The sequence below is a fragment of the Candidatus Njordibacter sp. Uisw_039 genome (genome assembly GCF_047730075.1).
In the GTDB taxonomy this organism is placed as follows: Bacteria; Pseudomonadota; Gammaproteobacteria; order Pseudomonadales; family Balneatricaceae; genus Njordibacter.
This window is the reverse complement of record NZ_CP159831.1, coordinates 2,744,892-2,762,146: the sequence shown is the minus strand read 5'-3', so window position 1 is coordinate 2,762,146 and position 17,255 is coordinate 2,744,892. Positions and strand designations below refer to the sequence as shown.

General features: G+C 45.2%; 20 protein-coding genes. 14 read left to right on the top strand and 6 right to left on the bottom strand.

From position 1 onward, the window contains the following. Window positions 1–702 carry a translesion DNA synthesis-associated protein ImuA gene (gene imuA, locus ABXT70_RS13240; RefSeq protein ID WP_443640932.1) on the bottom strand — a complete coding sequence of 234 codons (702 nt, stop codon included), beginning with the start codon at window positions 700–702 and terminating at the stop codon, window positions 1–3. 352 nt (window positions 703–1,054) lie between these two features. On the opposite strand from imuA, the gene ABXT70_RS13235 reads away from it, so the two are divergent. The 7 genes from ABXT70_RS13235 (at window position 1,055) to ABXT70_RS13205 (ending at window position 7,062) form a co-directional block, all read left to right on the top strand. After that, window positions 1,055–1,969 carry a 3-keto-5-aminohexanoate cleavage protein gene (locus ABXT70_RS13235; RefSeq protein WP_443640931.1) on the top strand — a complete coding sequence of 305 codons (915 nt, stop codon included), beginning with the start codon at window positions 1,055–1,057 and terminating at the stop codon, window positions 1,967–1,969. Further along, window positions 1,966–2,967, top strand: a complete 1,002-nt coding sequence (locus ABXT70_RS13230; protein ID WP_443640930.1) for a 3-hydroxyacyl-CoA dehydrogenase NAD-binding domain-containing protein — start codon at window positions 1,966–1,968, stop codon at window positions 2,965–2,967. The genes ABXT70_RS13235 and ABXT70_RS13230 overlap by 4 nt, the downstream gene beginning before the upstream one ends. Window positions 2,968–3,122: 155 nt before the next feature. Beyond that, the gene (locus tag ABXT70_RS13225) at window positions 3,123–4,064 is read left to right on the top strand and encodes an AEC family transporter (protein ID WP_443640929.1); all 942 of its coding nucleotides are present in this window, start codon (window positions 3,123–3,125) and stop codon (window positions 4,062–4,064) included. Further along, window positions 4,061–4,858, top strand: coding sequence for an N-formylglutamate deformylase (hutG, locus tag ABXT70_RS13220; RefSeq protein WP_443640928.1), 798 nt, complete (start codon window positions 4,061–4,063; stop codon window positions 4,856–4,858). The genes ABXT70_RS13225 and hutG overlap by 4 nt, the downstream gene beginning before the upstream one ends. A gap of 14 nt (window positions 4,859–4,872) precedes the next feature. Further along, window positions 4,873–5,667: a phytanoyl-CoA dioxygenase family protein gene (locus ABXT70_RS13215; RefSeq protein ID WP_443640927.1), complete on the top strand. Its 795-nt coding sequence runs from the start codon at window positions 4,873–4,875 to the stop codon at window positions 5,665–5,667. Continuing rightward, window positions 5,657–6,079 (top strand): GFA family protein, encoded by a 423-nt coding sequence (locus ABXT70_RS13210; protein ID WP_443640926.1) that lies wholly within the window; start codon window positions 5,657–5,659, stop codon window positions 6,077–6,079. Before ABXT70_RS13215 ends, ABXT70_RS13210 begins: the two co-directional genes overlap by 11 nt. Window positions 6,080–6,402: 323 nt before the next feature. Continuing rightward, on the top strand, window positions 6,403–7,062 hold the full coding sequence (locus tag ABXT70_RS13205; RefSeq protein ID WP_443640925.1) for an RluA family pseudouridine synthase: 660 nt from the start codon (window positions 6,403–6,405) through the stop codon (window positions 7,060–7,062). A gap of 1 nt (window position 7,063) precedes the next feature. Here the strand turns inward: ABXT70_RS13205 and ABXT70_RS13200 are convergent, their stop codons facing one another. Together ABXT70_RS13200 and ABXT70_RS13195 are read right to left on the bottom strand one after the other, a co-directional pair. Further along, window positions 7,064–7,435 (bottom strand): response regulator, encoded by a 372-nt coding sequence (locus ABXT70_RS13200; RefSeq protein WP_443640924.1) that lies wholly within the window; start codon window positions 7,433–7,435, stop codon window positions 7,064–7,066. Window positions 7,436–7,525: 90 nt separating this feature from the next. After that, on the bottom strand, window positions 7,526–8,521 hold the full coding sequence (locus ABXT70_RS13195; RefSeq protein ID WP_443640923.1) for an Ldh family oxidoreductase: 996 nt from the start codon (window positions 8,519–8,521) through the stop codon (window positions 7,526–7,528). A gap of 109 nt (window positions 8,522–8,630) precedes the next feature. On the opposite strand from ABXT70_RS13195, the gene ABXT70_RS13190 reads away from it, so the two are divergent. The 5 genes from ABXT70_RS13190 to ABXT70_RS13170 all read left to right on the top strand — a co-directional run bounded on the left by ABXT70_RS13190 (window position 8,631) and on the right by ABXT70_RS13170 (window position 12,412). After that, a complete protein-coding gene (locus tag ABXT70_RS13190; protein ID WP_443640922.1) occupies window positions 8,631–9,146 on the top strand; it encodes a GNAT family N-acetyltransferase in 516 nt (171 codons plus the stop codon). An 86-nt stretch (window positions 9,147–9,232) separates the two neighbouring features. Continuing rightward, a complete protein-coding gene (locus ABXT70_RS13185; RefSeq protein WP_443640921.1) occupies window positions 9,233–9,853 on the top strand; it encodes a ZrgA family zinc uptake protein in 621 nt (206 codons plus the stop codon). A 44-nt stretch (window positions 9,854–9,897) separates the two neighbouring features. After that, window positions 9,898–10,578 carry an ABC transporter ATP-binding protein gene (locus tag ABXT70_RS13180; protein ID WP_443640920.1) on the top strand — a complete coding sequence of 227 codons (681 nt, stop codon included), beginning with the start codon at window positions 9,898–9,900 and terminating at the stop codon, window positions 10,576–10,578. Further along, complete coding sequence (locus tag ABXT70_RS13175) at window positions 10,575–11,825, top strand: ABC transporter permease (RefSeq protein WP_443640919.1); 1,251 nt, start codon at window positions 10,575–10,577, stop codon at window positions 11,823–11,825. Before ABXT70_RS13180 ends, ABXT70_RS13175 begins: the two co-directional genes overlap by 4 nt. A 14-nt stretch (window positions 11,826–11,839) precedes the next feature. Then, window positions 11,840–12,412, top strand: a complete 573-nt coding sequence (locus ABXT70_RS13170; RefSeq protein WP_443640918.1) for a DUF3299 domain-containing protein — start codon at window positions 11,840–11,842, stop codon at window positions 12,410–12,412. Between the two features lie 303 nt (window positions 12,413–12,715). Here the strand turns inward: ABXT70_RS13170 and ABXT70_RS13165 are convergent, their stop codons facing one another. Further along, window positions 12,716–14,488: a DEAD/DEAH box helicase gene (locus ABXT70_RS13165; RefSeq protein WP_443640917.1), complete on the bottom strand. Its 1,773-nt coding sequence runs from the start codon at window positions 14,486–14,488 to the stop codon at window positions 12,716–12,718. 487 nt (window positions 14,489–14,975) lie between these two features. Beyond that, window positions 14,976–15,509: a peroxiredoxin gene (locus ABXT70_RS13160; RefSeq protein ID WP_443640916.1), complete on the bottom strand. Its 534-nt coding sequence runs from the start codon at window positions 15,507–15,509 to the stop codon at window positions 14,976–14,978. A gap of 208 nt (window positions 15,510–15,717) precedes the next feature. Here ABXT70_RS13160 and ABXT70_RS13155 point away from each other — a divergent pair, with 208 nt between their 5' ends. Beyond that, on the top strand, window positions 15,718–15,939 hold the full coding sequence (locus ABXT70_RS13155) for a DUF1653 domain-containing protein (RefSeq protein WP_443640915.1): 222 nt from the start codon (window positions 15,718–15,720) through the stop codon (window positions 15,937–15,939). Here the strand turns inward: ABXT70_RS13155 and ABXT70_RS13150 are convergent. Next, complete coding sequence (locus ABXT70_RS13150) at window positions 15,912–16,592, bottom strand: SDR family oxidoreductase (protein ID WP_443640914.1); 681 nt, start codon at window positions 16,590–16,592, stop codon at window positions 15,912–15,914. The two genes, ABXT70_RS13155 and ABXT70_RS13150, sit on opposite strands and share 28 nt — an antisense overlap. Window positions 16,593–16,769: 177 nt before the next feature. Between ABXT70_RS13150 and ABXT70_RS13145 the strand changes: the two genes are divergently transcribed. Beyond that, the gene (locus ABXT70_RS13145) at window positions 16,770–17,102 is read left to right on the top strand and encodes a hypothetical protein (RefSeq protein WP_443640913.1); all 333 of its coding nucleotides are present in this window, start codon (window positions 16,770–16,772) and stop codon (window positions 17,100–17,102) included. Window positions 17,103–17,255 lie beyond the last annotated feature (153 nt).

The window sequence follows — 17,255 nt, the reverse complement described above, 5'->3', positions numbered from 1 at the left end:
TCACCACAGTTTAGATGGCAGTGCCACAATGTTGTTCATCAGTACAGGGACATGATGAGGGGATGAATGGCCAGGTGTTGCTAAAGATGGCCAAAGCTCATGCATATCTACTTGGCATGGGTGTTGTGGCCACAGGCCTTGGTATTTATAGATTTGTAGGCGCAACCCTGTGGCTACAGGGGCGAGTGATAAACGTGCACTAACCGGTAAAGCGCTGGTGCTAGGTTCGGCCTGAGAGTGTAACCAAAACATGAGGGCTTGGTTGTCTTTGGCAGACACTTGTAAACGTTTAGCTTGGGGAGCCGTTAACCTAAGTGCCCACAAAATAAGGTGGCTACAACAACCACTATTAAGGCTCTGTTCGGCACTCCAAAGGGCTTGTTGGGGATTTTGGCAGCGTATTAATAAAGTTTGGCTTAGATCAATACCATGTTGTGCTAAAGCTTGGCCATTTAACTCTGCCGGTGGATTGATCCACACTTGTAAGCGTGATTGAGCTTGGGCCAATAAAGGTAACAGCAAACGTAATTCACCAATACCTGCAGGGCCACAGGCTAATTCCACTAACCCACTGTGGGGCCAGCCTCCTTGTAGATGTGCATCTAAGGTAGGGTAAAAGCTGCTTTGACGGCGATGATCTGGCCCTGCCACTTGCCGAGCTCGCCAGACCAAGCGCTCTTTTTCGAGTTGTAAGAGAACCATGGTAAAATCACAAATACTGTATATATATACAGTATTCTGACATGTTTTTGGCTCAGGTCAAGGGAAAAGCTGCTTTAGTCTCCTCAAAACATTAGCTCGAACTCTCGTGCAGCTCAAATAGGGACTTCAAAATCTTAAAGGCCTTGGTGGAGCCATTAACGAAGGTCAGATTGATTTTTTTACACCCATAAGTAAGCCCGCCCTAGCCCAAAATCTGTACTAGCAAAAAACAACAAGACAATAGATTGTTCGGTATTAAATAATAATTGCTCCTAAAATATCAATTAAATCTGTATGGGCAATGCCATCATTGCGCCATGCAATTGATGTTAATTAATAGAGGAGCTTAACCGTGCCATTACAAGCTAGTCAAAATGTTTTTATTACCTGTGCAGTAACAGGGAGTGGCGGTTCCCAAGACCGCTCTCACCATGTGCCCCGCAGCCCAGAGCAAATCGCCAATAGTGCCATTGATGCAGCTAAGGCCGGTGCTGCAGTGGTACATTGCCATGTACGTGATCCCGAAACAGGTGCGCCAAGCCGCCGCTTGGATTTGTACAAAGAGCTGACTGAACGCATTCGCGCCTCTGAAGTGGACGTAGTGCTTAACCTCACCGCGGGTATGGGCGGGGACATGGTGTTTGGTGATGCTGAGAACCCATTGCCTTTGCAAGAAGCCAGTACAGATATGGCAGGGGCCAGTGAGCGTGTAGAACATGTACGCCAGTGTCAACCAGAAATATGCACCTTAGACTGTGGCACCATGAACTTTGCTGAAGCCGATTACGTCATGACTAACACCCCTGGCATGTTGCGGGCTATGGCAGAAAAGATGACAGCGATGGGTGCACGTATTGAAATTGAAGCTTTTGATACGGGCCACTTATGGTTGGCTAAAAAACTGGTTGAGGAAGGTTTAATGGCTGAGCCAGTCATGGTGCAACTGTGCATGGGTGTTCCTTGGGGTGCGCCAGACGATCTCAATACCTTCATGGCCATGGTTAATAACGTCCCTAAAGAATGGATTATGTCGGCCTTTTCTATTGGTCGTAATCAGATGAATTACGTGGCAGCTGCGGTGTTGGCTGGGGGTAATATTCGTGTTGGTTTAGAAGATAATATTTGGTTAGAAAAAGGTGTGTTGGCGACTAACGCGCAGTTAGTTGAACGGGCAGTAACCATTGCCACTAATATGGGTTCTAAATTGATGACTCCAGCCCAGGTGCGTGAGTTGATCAAAGTAGAAAAACGGGCTCCTTTAGCATGATCGATATGGTACATAAGGACTATAAAACAGCTGCTTGTATAGGTGGTGGTGTCATAGGTGGTGGCTGGGTAGCAAGGTTTTTGTTACACGGTTGGGACGTCAATGTTTATGATCCTGCAGCCGATGCCCAACGTAAATTGGATGCCGTGCTAGACAATGCCCGTGCTGCTTTGCCTCAGTTAGCCGACGTAGCGATGCCCCGGGAAGGTAAACTTACCTTTTGTGGCAGTTTGGAAGAAGCTGTGGCTAATGCCGATTGGATTCAAGAGAGCGTGCCAGAACGTTTAGAGATCAAACATGCGGTGTTTGCTCAAGTGCAGGCTATCTGCACTGAATCGGCTATTATCGGCTCATCTACTTCAGGCTTTAAGCCTTCGCAATTACAAGAGAATGCCCTAAGGCCACAACAAATCATGGTGGCCCACCCGTTTAATCCGGTGTACTTGTTACCTTTAGTAGAACTGGTGCCTAGCCCAGCTAATGGTGCAGACATTATTGAGCAGGCTAAAGCGCTGTTAACCAGCGTAGGCATGAAGCCGTTGCATGTACGTAAAGAAATTGACGCCCATATTGCCGATCGCTTTTTAGAGGCTGTATGGCGCGAAGGGTTGTGGATGATCAAAGATGGCATTGCCACTACCACAGAAATAGACGATGCCATCCGTTATGGCTTTGGGTTGCGTTGGGCGCAAATGGGTTTGTTTGAAACTTATCGTATTGCTGGTGGTGAAGCAGGCATGGCGCATTTTATTGCTCAATTTGGACCTTGTTTAGAGTGGCCGTGGACTAAACTTATGGATGTGCCGGAGCTTACAGACGAACTCATTGCTACCATTGCAGAGCAGTCAGATGCGCAATCTGGGCATCATTCTATTCGCGAGCTAGAGCGTATTCGTGATAAAAATCTCATTGGTATTATGCGTGTGCAAAAAGACAATAACTGGGGAGTAGGTGAGTTATTGAACCAACATGATGAACGTCTAAAACAGTTAGGTTAATCAATTTTGTTTAACCATGTCGAGTGTAGATATTGGTAACTACTTAGGTTTAGTTGTAAAAACTGTAAGCTGTACCTTAATGCGGCAAAAACTGTTAGTTAGTCATGTGCTTGCTGGTATGATGGGGTTATACACTCGCTGTACTGGCTTATTTAATGAACACGATTCTTCCTATTATCAGTTCCATTCTGCTGGTGATGTTATTAGGCTATGGCCTCTCTAAAAAGCTCCTTACAGAAGCCAGTTTTTGGCAAGGTATTTCAAAGCTATCTTACTGGGTGTTATTCCCAGTATTGATTGTACACACCTTAGCTAACGCCACTATTGATGCAGCATTGCTCTTGCCCTTGTGCACCATATTTATTGGGGCGCTCATATTAATTTTGATTTATTGTGTGGTGGTGGCTCGATTGCTCGGTCAAGATGGGCCATCCACCTCATCTATTGTTCAAGGTGGTGTGCGTCACAATGGGTTTATTGGTCTTGCAGTGTTGTTTGATATGTTTGGCCTGCCTGGTCAAGAGTTGGGCGCCTTAATGATTGCGGTGCTGGTGCCTCCCACTAATGTTTTGTCGGTACTTTCTGTCAGTTTGTTAGTGAGTAAAAAACAACACCAATCGTTGACTGCTTTAATTCTCAAAGAGCTGTTGCGTAATCCAATGCTCATTTCAGTTGCTATTGGTCTTTTACTTAATATTTTAGCCATTTCTATACCTGCTATATTAGATCAGTCCATGGCCCTTATGAGCCGTGCCGCCCTACCATTGTTGCTGCTTAGTATTGGTGCTAGTCTAAAGATTCGTGCCTTAAAGGGTAATTGGCTGCCTTTGATTGCTTCCCTTAGCACGAAACTCTTGGTGTTTCCGGCGCTCTTATTAGGTGGTGCATTGTGGTTTAATCTCGCCCCTTTAGTGACCGTAGGCCTGGTGATTTTTGGTGCTTTGCCAACGGCAGTGTCGGCTTACCCCTTTATCCAGCAGATGGGCGGCAACGCAAAACTCATGGCAGACATTATTACCTTGCAAACCTTAGCTAGCTTGGTAGGGTTAACCTTTTGGACCAGCTTGGCGATACACATCACAGGTTTAACACTATGACTTTTTCCGTGTCTTATGACTTTATTAAAGGAGACTCTCCATTATTGGTTAGCATGCCCCACTCTGGATTGCTGCTCACGTCTGAAGTGGCCGACACCTTAATGCCAGAAGCCTTGGCCTTACCCGATACCGATTGGCACATTCCACAACTGTATGATTTTTTAGAGGCCATGGGGGTGAGTGTGGTTAAGGCCAATTATTCTCGTTATGTCATTGACCTCAATCGACCAGAAGATAATAAACCACTCTATGCGGGCAAAACGACTGGCTTATTCCCTCACATTTTGTTCAACGAAAAGTCTATGTTCAAACCAGGAACAGTGGCAGATAAAATGCATCAACAAGCCTGTATAGAACACATCTGGAGGCCGTATCATCAACAGCTGGCTGCAGAATTAGTGCGGATTAAACAAAAGTTTGGTTACGCCATTCTATTCGATGCGCATTCAATTCCAGCACAAGTGCCTATGTTTTTTGAAGGCACCTTACCGGATTTTAATATGGGCACCAATGGCGGTGCAGCGTGTTCTCCAAAGCTATTACAAGCGGCGGAGCAATCTATGTCTGAAACCTCCTACACCCAGGTGAGTAATGGACGTTTTAAGGGTGGTTATATCACCCGCCGCCATGGTCAGCCCAGTGATCATGTACATGCCTTTCAGTTGGAATTGTCACAAGCTACTTATATGCAAGATACCGTTGGTTATGAAGTAGATAACAACAAATGTAAGCAACTTCAACCCCAACTCAAGGCGTTAATTGAAGCTCTTGTAAGCTGCGATCTAACTAACTAATAAGAGATTTTTTAATGTATTTGAGTGAATCACAAATCAACGATTACGAGCGTAACGGCGCTATTGTTATTAAAGGTGTGTTTAAGGATTGGATTGATTGCCTAAGAACAGGTTTTGATAAAGTGTTGGCTGAACCAAGTGAGCACGGGCGCGAAAATGTTGCTAAGGGCGATGCAGGGCGTTTTTTTGAAGATTACTGTAATTGGCAGCGTATTGAAGAGTTTAAGCGTTGGATTGTTGACTCCCCCGCAGCAGAAATAGCGGCTGAAGCCACCCGATCAAAGCGGATTCAAGTGTTCCATGAGCATATTTTAATCAAGGAGCCTGGCACCGCAAAAGCCACACCTTGGCATCAAGACATGCCGTATTATTGTGTTTCGGGTGAACAAACGGCTAGTTACTGGGTTCCTCTTGATCCGGTGACTAAAACCAACACACTGCAGGTGGTATTGGGCTCTCACCTTTGGCCAAAACTAGTGCGTCCTACGCGTTGGTCTACCAATGAGCCTTGGTACAACAGCGATGTGGATTACATGGATATGCCAGTGATTGATGCAAGACAAAATATTATGGTACCAGAGTTAGAGTTAGGAGATTGTGTGTTGTTTAACTTTAAAACGGTACACGGGGCACCGGGCAACTCATTAACTAGTCGCCGGCGTGCTTTTTCCACCCGCTTTATGGGTGATGATGTGCGTTACATAAATCGAGGTGGCCCAACTTCGCCACCGTTCGACGGACTAGTACAAAGTGACGGTGACAAAATGCCGCTAAATTGGTTTCCAGAGGTGTATAACAATGATAAATAATTCCACAGGAAGCTGCCCATGTGGCGCAGTTAAATATCAAGTACTGGGCCCCTTACGCCCCGTGGTAGCTTGCCACTGTGGACAATGCCGAAAGTCTAGTGGTCACCATGTGGCGGCAACATCTGCTAAGCGCGAAGACTTTGCATTGCTAGAAGAACACGGGCTCAAGTGGTTTTCTTCGTCGGCTGGAATTCGACGTGGATTCTGCCAGGAATGTGGCGGCAATCTATTTTGGGACAAGGCTGAATTACCTAGCATTTCGATCTTTGCCGGTACCTTGGATCAACCGAGTGGATTGCAATTGGTGGAACATATTTATGTCGATGCAAAGGCTGATTATTATGAAATAACTGATGGTTTGCCGCAACGGCAAGGCTTTAGTATTACTGCGAGGGCAGATAATGGCCAATAAATGCCCACATTGTGATTTTAAAATCACTTCACGTAATCAGCTGTGTGAGGATTATAAGGACCCTGAGAGAGCTTATGGTTGCCCTGCTTGTGGCACTTTTTATATTTTGCCAAGAAGTGCTGCACCCACATGGAAACAGTGGATATTGTATTTAACTTTAGGTTTTTCTGGGGGCTTAATCTCTAGCTTAGTGCAGCTGAATGGACACAGTCGGTGGTGGTTTTGGAGCTATGTATTGTTTGTTGGAATAGGTCTTGGCCTACACTACATCAGGTCAAAAGCGGTCACCTTAGAAGCTTCTGGGCATAGAGTCACACCCAATAATGACTGATTTCATTGTGCCCTTTTGTGAACAAAAGGTCACTATCCTTTATGCAGACGACGATATTGTAGTGGCTGATAAACCCAGCGGCCTATTGTCTGTACCGGGTAAAAATCCACTTAATAAAGACTGCTTAATTACTCGGATGCAGCAACAATACCCCGATGTACGTATCGTTCATCGATTAGATATGGATACCTCTGGGGTGATGGTGTTGGCCCGTGGTAAGGCGAACCTATCGGCCTTAAGTCGCCAGTTTCAGGAACGGCAAACCCAAAAAGAGTATCTGGCATGGGTGTATGGTGTGTTACAAGATGATGAAGGCGAAATTAATTTGCCTTTACGCTGTGACTGGCCTAACCGGCCTAAACAAATAGTAGACCATGACTTAGGTAAACCTTCGGTAACACATTTTGAGGTGCTTAAGAGGAAGCCTGCAACATTACAAACTAAGGTGTTGTTGAAACCAGTAACGGGACGCTCTCACCAACTGCGCGTACATATGGCGGAACTAGGGCATCCTATAAGTGGCTGTGAGTTTTATGCCCACTCTGAAGCCCTAGAACAAGCAGGACGCTTGCAGTTACATGCCTGGAAGTTAAGTTTTATTCATCCATCAACTGGAGCTTTGCTGACGCAAATAGCCCCCACTGTATTCTAGCTTAAACGTAGGTGTTGATGACTGCCCACAATTCATCTTCAGAAAATGGCTTGTGCACATAATCTGTGATGCCAGCGGCTTGCCAGTGGGCTAATTCGGTAATGGGGTCCCTTGCGGTGGCAGCAATAATTGGCACATCTGCGCTATTGTTCACGCCTAAAGCACGAATGGCTCGAGAGGCGGAAAGTCCATCTAATTTAGGCATCATTAAATCCATAATAATAATGTCATATTGATTATTTTCCACACAACTGATGGCTTCCAAACCATCAGCAGCAAGGTCAATATTCACTTCGCCAAAGGTGAGAAATTCATAGATGATTTCGCGGTTGATGGCGTCATCTTCGACTACCAGCATTCTAATAGAGGACATGGAGGATTCTCAGTTTAGGTCACAAAGTTAAATACATCACCAAATTGTAACCCGAAATAGTGCTGTTGAAAAATAGTTAATTGGCTAGCATCAGGCCCCGGCGAGACGTACCGCACTATTCCACACCTCTGTATCCAACTCTACAGCATTAGGCAGTACTTTTTTGGACCCAGGAAGCCGTGCACCAGGTTGACTGGTTACGGCTTCTGAGATGGTGCTAAGTTTGTCCCAAAATAGGTCGCCAGCGACGTTAGTGGGATCAATAATGATATAGCACTGCCCTAAGTCGTGAGGTTTACCTTCAGTAGCCTTGAGTGGGTCTAGCTGAGTGCTGGTGCTGCCACCAGTAAAGGCTGCAGCAAGGATTTCTGCCATAAGGCCAAACCCATACCCTTTATAACCGCCTGCAGACACAAGTGACCCCCCATGCAGTACAGCATTAGGGTCCTGTGTGGCTTGGCCTTCGCTATCTACCCCCCAGCCAAATGGGATTTGTTCGCCAGCAGTTGCAGCCATGTTGATTTTGCCAAGAGCAATAGCGCTGGTGGATTGATCGAACTGCATGGCTAGGCCACCTTTGCCGTCTGGAACGGACATGGCGATCGGGTTAGTGCCCAGTACGGCCTTAGTTCCGCCTGGAGGGGATACACAGGATTTCGCATTGGTCATGCCAATAGCAATGTAACCTGCACGAGCAATCTGTTCTGTGAAGTAACCCATGGAGGTGCAGGTGTGGGAGTGACAAATCGCCAACGTGGCCACACCATTAGTTTTGGCTGCTAAAAGCGCAGTGCCTAGGCCGCGGGAAAAAGCCGCCTGAGCAAAACCTAACTTTGCATCTACCACAACGCTGGCAGGCTTAGGTTGATGCACTTCTGGCTCAACGTCACCTTTAACTCGGCCTACCTCTAGTTGATTGCAATAGCTCTGTAGGTAAAAGAGCCCACAAATCTTGTTATCATAAGCCTCAGCTACACGCACGGCATGTGCCACAGAATTGGCGACCCATGGTTTTGCACCGTGAGCCTCTAGCGCTTTTGCTGTGGTGGTTTGAATGGTGTCTAAATCAACACGAATAGTGGCCATAAGCGTTTCAACTAAAATAATTATTTGGAGGATGATTTTATGTTGCTTTGCCCATTTGGGTAAAGTAAAAATAACACTTACTATTCTTTAAAATAATGCGATACGACTCATGAAGCAAATTCCTAAGCTTACCATAAGGCCATTTGTAGCAGCAGATAGTGCGCAGGTACAAACCTTGGTGAGTGATGCCAGGGTAGCAAAAATGGCGGGCAACATTCCTTATCCATACCCTCAAGGTTGCGCCCAAGATTGGATAGCATCCCATGCAGCACAACATCGATCTGGTACTGCAATTATTAGAGCTATAGTTTGTTCGGACACAATGCAATGTGTCGGAGCCATAAGCATTGACCAGATGTCTAGGGGTCTAAATAGTAGTGGCAATTTAGGTTATTGGGTAGGTGTGCCCTATTGGAATAGGGGTTTCTGTGAGTCAGCAGGCCGAGTAATACTCGAATTAGCTGAAAAGGAATACGCTATGAAGCGTTTGGTAGCGGCGCACCATATCGATAATCCTGCATCTTCAAGGGTATTAGAGAAGCTAGGATTCAAGGAGCTAGAACCGCAAAGAATGAGCAACCTAGCCGGCCAGTATTTATTTCGTTGCTATGAAAAACTACTGTAAAAAATAAAAAGATGTTTTGATTTGCTTACTCTTTTATATGTGTGCTAAAATAAATGTTATGTTATAACATATCTTAAAGAGTACTTATGAAATCATTCAAATCAATACCTGTAACAGTTGCCAGCCTAATGCTCACATTACCATTTTACCATGCTATAGCTAGCGAACTAGACGCACATGAACACGGTAGTGCTAGTCTCGACATTGCAATAGACACCAACACTATTGAGATGAGATTTGAATCACCAGCAGTGAATATTGTTGGCTTTGAATATGCCACTGATGATGATCAGCAGCTGTTATTAATTCAATTGGCCAAAAATAATCTGTCCAATTTTGATGCTGTTTTTCAATTAGTAGGAGACGCATCCTGCCAAACAGTTGAATCATCCGCGAACTGGGTGACCAAGCATGGAGAAGAAGGTCATGAAGAAGGTCATGAAGAAGGTCATGAAGAAGGTCATGAAGAAGGTCATGAAGAAGGTCATGAAGAAGGTCATGAAGAAGCTCCTGCAAGTGAACATGCAGAATTCATTGCTGAGTATCAATTAACATGTAAACATGTTGATTATTTAACCGCTATCGATGTTAATTTGTTTGAGTTTTTCCCAGACATTAGTGACCTTGATGTTCAGGTTATTTATTCTGGTGGACAAATCAAACAAGAGTTAGACGCCAGTAATACTCTCATTCGATTAGCCAAATAATGATAGAGGCTGTCTCTAAGTCAACCATAATAGGGCTAAAAGAAGTGGATTTTGCTTGGCATGCCAAAGCAAATCTGACTATTAAGTCTGGCAACCTCTGCGTGGAAGAACACGAGCATGTTTTTATTCGGGGGGCTTCTGGCTCTGGAAAGTCCACACTTCTTAATATTATCGGTGGTATTGTCACACCCCAGCGAGGGCAGGTTGAAATTGTAGGGCAGGATTTTTGCCAGCTTAAAGAATTACAGCGCGACAGGCTTAGAGCAGACCACATTGGGTTTATCTTCCAGCAATTTAATTTGATTCCTTATTTATCAATACTCGAAAATGTCACTTTACCGTGCCGTTTCTCAAAACTAAGACGTGCCAATGCGATTGAGCGCTCGGGCAGTGTTGTAGAAGAGGCTGTCTACTTGTTGAGCCGTTTGTATTCTAAGGGTCGTTGTAGCTTCCACCTTACTACCAGTGAACTCAGTGTGGGGCAACAACAGCGTGTGGCAGCTGCTCGGGCGTTGATTGGCCAACCTCAATTAATTATAGCAGACGAGCCTACTTCATCTCTTGACTATGACGCGCGTGAAGCATTTATGGATCTTCTATTTGATGAAATAAAGCTCAGTGGCTCAACCCTACTCTATGTTAGCCACGATCCCACACATCAACATCTATTTAATCGAGTCGTAGACATATCAGCCATCAATCCGCAACAAGAGACAGATCTATGAACCTCAGATCATTAGCCAGCAAGAGTCTGAAAAATCGGCGCTCCACTGCCATTTTGACGATTGTTTCGATCGCAGTGAGTGTTGTTCTTTTGCTAGGTGTTGAGAAGGTTCGGGTCAACGCAAAAAGTAGCTTTGCAAACACAATTTCGGGTACAGATTTAATTGTTGGAGCTCGTAGTGGGTCTATTCAGCTATTACTCTACTCTGTGTTCCGGATTGGTAGCGCCACCAATAACATCACCTGGGAAAGTTATCAGGACATAGCGCAACAAAAAGGTGTCAAATGGACCATCCCCATATCCCTAGGTGATTCACATCGAGGCTTTCGTGTGATGGGCACCAGCAGGGATTATTTTTCAGTCTACCAATATGGTGAAAAGAGAAGGCTTAAGTTTTCTTCTGGCACTCAGTTCGAGGCGGTATTTGATGCGGTCATCGGATCTGAAGTGGCCAATGCACTGAACTATGCTATCGGTGACCAGGTGATTATTTCTCACGGTACTGGCAGCACAAGTTTTGCGCAGCATAAGGATAAGCCATTTGTCATTAGTGGTGTTTTGGAGCATACGGGAACTCCTGTCGATAGAACTATTCATGTAAGCTTGGCTGGTATAGAAGCGATGCATGTTAACTGGCAAGGAGCTGTGAAAAAGCGCAAGGCGAGCAAAGCCCTAACAGAAGCCAATCTGCAACCCGAATCGATTACCGCTTTTCTTGTCGGTTTGGACAGTAAAGTCGTCTCATTTAAAATGCAGCGTTATATTAACGAATATTCATCTGAGCCATTACTCGCTATTTTCCCTGGAATTGCACTGCATGAGCTCTGGAGTTTAATGTCAGTAGCAGAAAAAGCGTTACTGATTATCTCGTTATTTGTGGTGCTGGCTTCACTTACGGGCATGCTTGCTGTCTCGCTAGCAGGGCTTAATGAGCGTAGGCGCGAAGTGGCTATTCTACGATCGGTAGGAGCTAGTCACTGGCATATTATGGGCCTACTCATAACAGAAACAGTATTATTGACTATTTCTGGTATTTTATTAGGGCTGATATTGCTATATTCAGGCATCTGGTTAGCCCAACCCATTATAGAAAAAAACTACGGTTTGTTTATTCCCATCACTGCACCTAATATTAGAGAACTTGGTATGGTTTGCATGTTACTTGCAGCCAGTTTTATCGTTGGCCTAGTGCCTGCTTATCGTGCTTATAGAAACTCATTAGCAGACGGCATGTCCATCCGCTCATAACACAGAAAAAGAAGATGAAAAGTATCAATGTTGCCTATAAACCCTTGCTGCTCGTCATACTGCTTTCATGTTTTAGCTGGAGTGGTGCCTTTGCCGCTGATGCCAATGAAATTGATTGGGAAAGTTTGATTCCTCAAGATTGGAACCCCAATCAAGTTTTCGAAGATATGACCGATGAACAATACTACGCTCTCTCAGACAGTGAGTTAATGATCCTTGAGCAAACGGTACAAGCCATGTTCGATGCAGCTCCTGTGGTCGATGCTTTTGATGGTCAGCAGGTCAAAATACCTGGTTTTGTGTTACCGCTTGAGTTTAATAGCACACTACTTAAGGAATTCCTCCTAGTACCCTATTTCGGTGCATGTACTCATACGCCACCGCCACCAGCTAATCAGATCATTTATGGCAAACTAGAAACAGGGTCTAAGCTAGAGAGCATATACTTACCTGTCTGGATTACCGGTACACTTAATGTAAGTCGTGTACAAAGTGAGCTCAATGAATCGGGCATTGCCAATGGTGTGGAGGTGCAATCGGCTTACTCAATGGATGTTGAGTTGATTGAACCATACTTAGACCAATGATGATCCAGTCCCAAACACTGTTAATCTACTGATTTTAAATAATAACAGATGAACTTACTGAAAGACTTACTAGATCTGAGGATAACCAACTATTTTAAGGATAGAAGTTTGGCTGCCCTCTCAACCGCCAATAACAATATCCAGGGTTGGGAAGGGTGTGAGAGAAGTTAGGCTTTAACGAACTAGAACCACAAAAAATGACAAATTTATCAGGCCAGTATTTATTTTGTTGCTATGAAAAACTACTGTAAGCAATAATAAAGGGCGCCTCTTCGATGCGCCCTTTATGTTAGCTAGGCAATTTTATGAACGGCGTGCTGGGCGGCGGTTTGGGCCATTTTCGCTGCGGGGATCTCTGCGCTGGTTTGGGCGATCGTTGCTGCGCTTAGGCCGAGGCGTCTTGGCGCCAGGGGTGAAATCGTCAGCAGCACCTTGTGATTGAATATTTAAAGGCTGGCTACGTACACGCACTTTCTTAAGTAGCTGTAGCATTTCTGCAGGCATTCCTGCAGGAAGGTCTACTGTAGAGTGGTCATCAAACAAACTGATACGCCCAATGTAGGCGCTGCTTAGATCTGCTTCGTTAGCGATAGCGCCAACAATATCACCTGGTTTAACTTGATGATTGTGGCCTACCTCTAGGCGGAAGCGTTCCATGGCAATAGATTCGCCACTAAATTCTTCTTGCTTGCGCTCTTTGCGACGTGGGCGCTCTTCATCATTAAAGCCAGGTGTCGTATCACGTGAATCACGACGTTCAGTTTTGTTATTTTCTGGCATTGTTAGAGGACGGTCTTGCTGGGCCATAAAGGCTAGGGCAGCAGCGACTTGTTCTGGTGCAACTTCACGCTCTTTAACAAAGGCCTCTACTAGGTCGCTGTAGATGCTCAAATCAGGCTGTTCAAGCGCTTTGTCGATGCTGGCCTTAAACTGGTCTATGCGACGCTCTTTGACTTGCTTACGGCTAGGCAAGTCCATTGGAGTGATAGCTTGGCGTGTGGCTTTTTCGATAGAGCGCAACATGTTGCGTTCACGAGGTGCTACGAACAAGATTGCGTTGCCAGCTCGGCCAGCACGGCCGGTGCGGCCAATACGGTGCACGTAGGCTTCGGTGTCGTACGGGATGTCGTAGTTAATTACGTGGCTAACGCGCGACACGTCAATGCCACGGGCGGCAACATCAGTAGCGACAACGATGTCAATTTTGCTGCTCTTTAGATGCTCAATAGTTCGCTCTCGCAGCTGTTGGGACATATCACCGTTGATGGGAGAGGCGCGATGGCCGCGTGCTTCTAGTTTCTCAGCGAGTTCCACGGTTAGAGTTTTAGTGCGTACAAAAACGATCACGCCATCAAAGTCTTCCGCTTCTAAGATACGCGTCATTGCATCTAGCTTACTGGTACCAACGGCTTTCCAATAACGCTGAGTAACGCTATCTACAGTAGCAGTCTTGGCTTCAATCTTAATTTCTTCTGGATTGTTAAGGTAGGTATTGGCAACCTTACGAATAACAGCAGGCATTGTGGCAGAGAATAGCGCCACTTGGCGTTCTTTAGGGGTATGATCCAAAATCCAAGTTACATCGTCGATAAAGCCCATGCGAAGCATTTCGTCGGCTTCGTCTAAAACAACGGTCTTTAGTTTGTCTAGCTTTAAGGTGCCGCGACGCAGGTGGTCCATAACTCGGCCAGGCGTACCAACAACTACGTGTACGCCACGTTGCAGTTGGCGCAATTGACCGCTCATGCTACTGCCTCCGTAGATAGGCAGTACATGGAATCCGCGCATATCGCTGGCGTAGTTTTGAAAAGCTTCAGCAACCTGAATGGCAAGCTCACGGGTTGGTGCAAGAACTAGGACCTGCGGTGCTTCAAGTTTTAAGTCAATGTTAGATAGTGCAGGTAGCGCAAAAGCAGCAGTTTTGCCTGTGCCTGTTTGTGCGGTACCTAAAATGTCCCTGCCTTCCAAAAGGTGTGGAATAGCAGCGGCTTGAATGGGAGATGGTTGTTCGTAGCCAATGCGGGTAATCGCATTAAGCACTGGCGTAGAAAGTGCCAAGTCTGCAAAAGTGGTCATCGTGTTATCCTAAAATAAGTGATCTGATGGCTCGATGGATACAAATATCCACAAAGTCCGCTCGTAAACAAAGTCACTCTCCTAGGTGTAACAAAAAAGCCGAGATAAAATAGGAGTGACTAGCGAGGCCTTTGTATGGGGCAGCAGCAAAGCCAAAATGAGATTAAACCTTCCTTGTTAAGGAAAAAATGCATGCAATAGCAAGCTATTGCCAAGTTTTTCAACGACAAGTGGAGAGGTTTAGCCATTTTATTTTGATGTTGGCTCGTACAAGGGCCTCGTGCCCTTTGTTCGGTATACATCGGACTCAACTTAATCTTAATTAAGGTACGCCAATGCCCGGCACCTGCTGGTGCCTTACCGTGCCACTTTATTTTGAAGTGTGGCCGAGATAACGCTGATGCAAGTGATATTACGCGCAGTAGTATACATCGATTGCGCTATAAGTGCCATGATATTGCTGCGTTCATAGTAAGGTTTCTATCTTTTATCCTTGGCCTTTCAAGGCGGCGAGCACGGATTCAGCAGAACTTACAGAAAACGGGTCAGGCCCATTGTTATCTTTACGTCCAGGTTCTTCTAACCAATGTTCAACCACACCGTTATTAACCACCATGGCGTAGCGCCACGAACGCTGGCCAAAACCTAGGTTGTGTTTATCTACAAGCATGCCCATCTGACGGGTAAAGTCACCATTGCCATCGGGGATAAACTTAATATTTTTGATGTCTTGGTCGAGCATCCACTTACGCATCACAAAGGTGTCATTGACAGACAATACATATACTTCGTCCACACCAAGCTGTTTTAGCTCTGTGTAAGCCGCTTCAAATCCAGGTACCTGAAAAGTACTGCAGGTGGGCGTAAACGCACCTGGTAGAGAAAACACTACTACTTTTTTATTACTGAAAATCTCATCGCTAGTAACGTCTTGCCAACGGAATGGGTTATCTCCACCGATACTGGCATCACGCACACGGTATTTAAAGGTGATTTGGGGTACTTTAATTCCAGAGTTCATTTACCTTGCTCCTTTTGTTTAGGGATTTTTATTTAATAAACTTGACACTTAAATTATAGCTACTGCCAAGCGGTACTTAAAATCAGGCGCCCGTGCGGCCGCAGCCGTTAATTACTACTTTGGTCGTCGTAATAAAGCGTTGCAAAGAAACTAGATGAAGGTATTGTATCTGCTTGTTAACGAATAGAGTCAAGTGCAGGTGATACAGATGATAAAAGCTGGACTATACCGACATTATAAAGGTGCTGAGTATCAGGTGATTGATACGGTTCGCCATTCAGAAACTGAAGAAGAGCTGGTGTTATACCGCGCTCTTTATGGTGATAAAGGTCTATGGGTAAGGCCGTTGGTTATGTTTACAGAAACCGTATTGGTTGATGGTAAACAACAGCCTCGATTTGCTTACCAAGCAATAGAGGTTCCATCATAGTTAATAAAACGGCCACTGTCGGCTGGGCCAATATGTTCTAATACTTGGCGCATGCCATGGGCACTGGTTTGAGTATCGATTAAGCCATTAGGGCCACCCATGTCAGTACGAACCCAGCCGGGGTGCAGGGCAATAACGTTGATGCCTCGGTCCTTAAGATCGATAGACAAGCTTTTTACCACCTGATTCACCGCCGTTTTAGACGAGCGGTAGAGGTAAAGAGAACCCCCGTCATTATCGTCAATACTGCCCATCCTTGAACTGATAACCGCAAAAGTACCCTGTTTGGTGGCGAGATTATTGTATAGTGCCTGTGCCAGCATAAGAGGAGCTACGCTGTTTACATTAAGTACGTCTAACCACTGTTGCCGAGAGACCGTACCCAGAGTTTGGTCCCTTGGCCCAAATAGGCCTGCGTTGTTGATGATTAAATCTAAATCTATACCACTTAACTGTTCTCTCAGGGCCAAAATACTCGCGTCCTCGGTCACATCTAATGACAGCATTGTAAGCTGATCACAAGCCAATGCGGCAAGTGCTGTGCCCGGTTGCTGACGGTAGGTGGCATAGACATGCCAGCCATTAGCCAAATATTGTTGGGTGAATTCTAGACCAATACCACGATTGGCGCCGGTAATTAAAAGCTGCTTCATGCTTGGGTGCTCTTTGACTCAGAAGGTGCTGTGATCTTAGAGCAACAATGACGCTTGAGCAAATAATCATGACTTTGTCAGGGGTCATTTACTTCTATTTACAAATAAATCTAGTGGTATTGGGCTGTTTTTGTTGTACTGTAGGCCTTCTCAAGTCGATTGTGCCCGATTCTATATATGGCTCGAATTCTCATAACATCACTCGCATTTTGTTTGTTGCTTTTATCAACAGGAAAAAGCTTTGCTATTGGAGATACGCCAAGATCTGATGGTGGCCATGACGTTATGAGTATGCAGCCATGTGATATGGCTATGGCAGAAACCTGTATTGATATGGACAGTGGTACAGGATTGTTTAGCCATTTCCACTGTCACTTAAATGTGACGTGCTTAATCACTGATTATTCTTCTATTAGTCTTGCCGCCCTACCTTCACCTAATTACAAATATCGATTTAGTAGTAAGGTGCATATACAAGCGTTATCTACCAAACCTCCCCAATTCACTTAACTTTTTCTCTGTCGTTGCTATAGGCGTCGCACTATTAGGTGGGCGCTCTAAAACCCAGACTTAGAGTTGAGTATAGTGCGGTCACGCACTTATCCTCTAATTCTTTAGCAAAACTGATTTTCAGTATTAATTTGGATGGTTTAGCGATGTTAA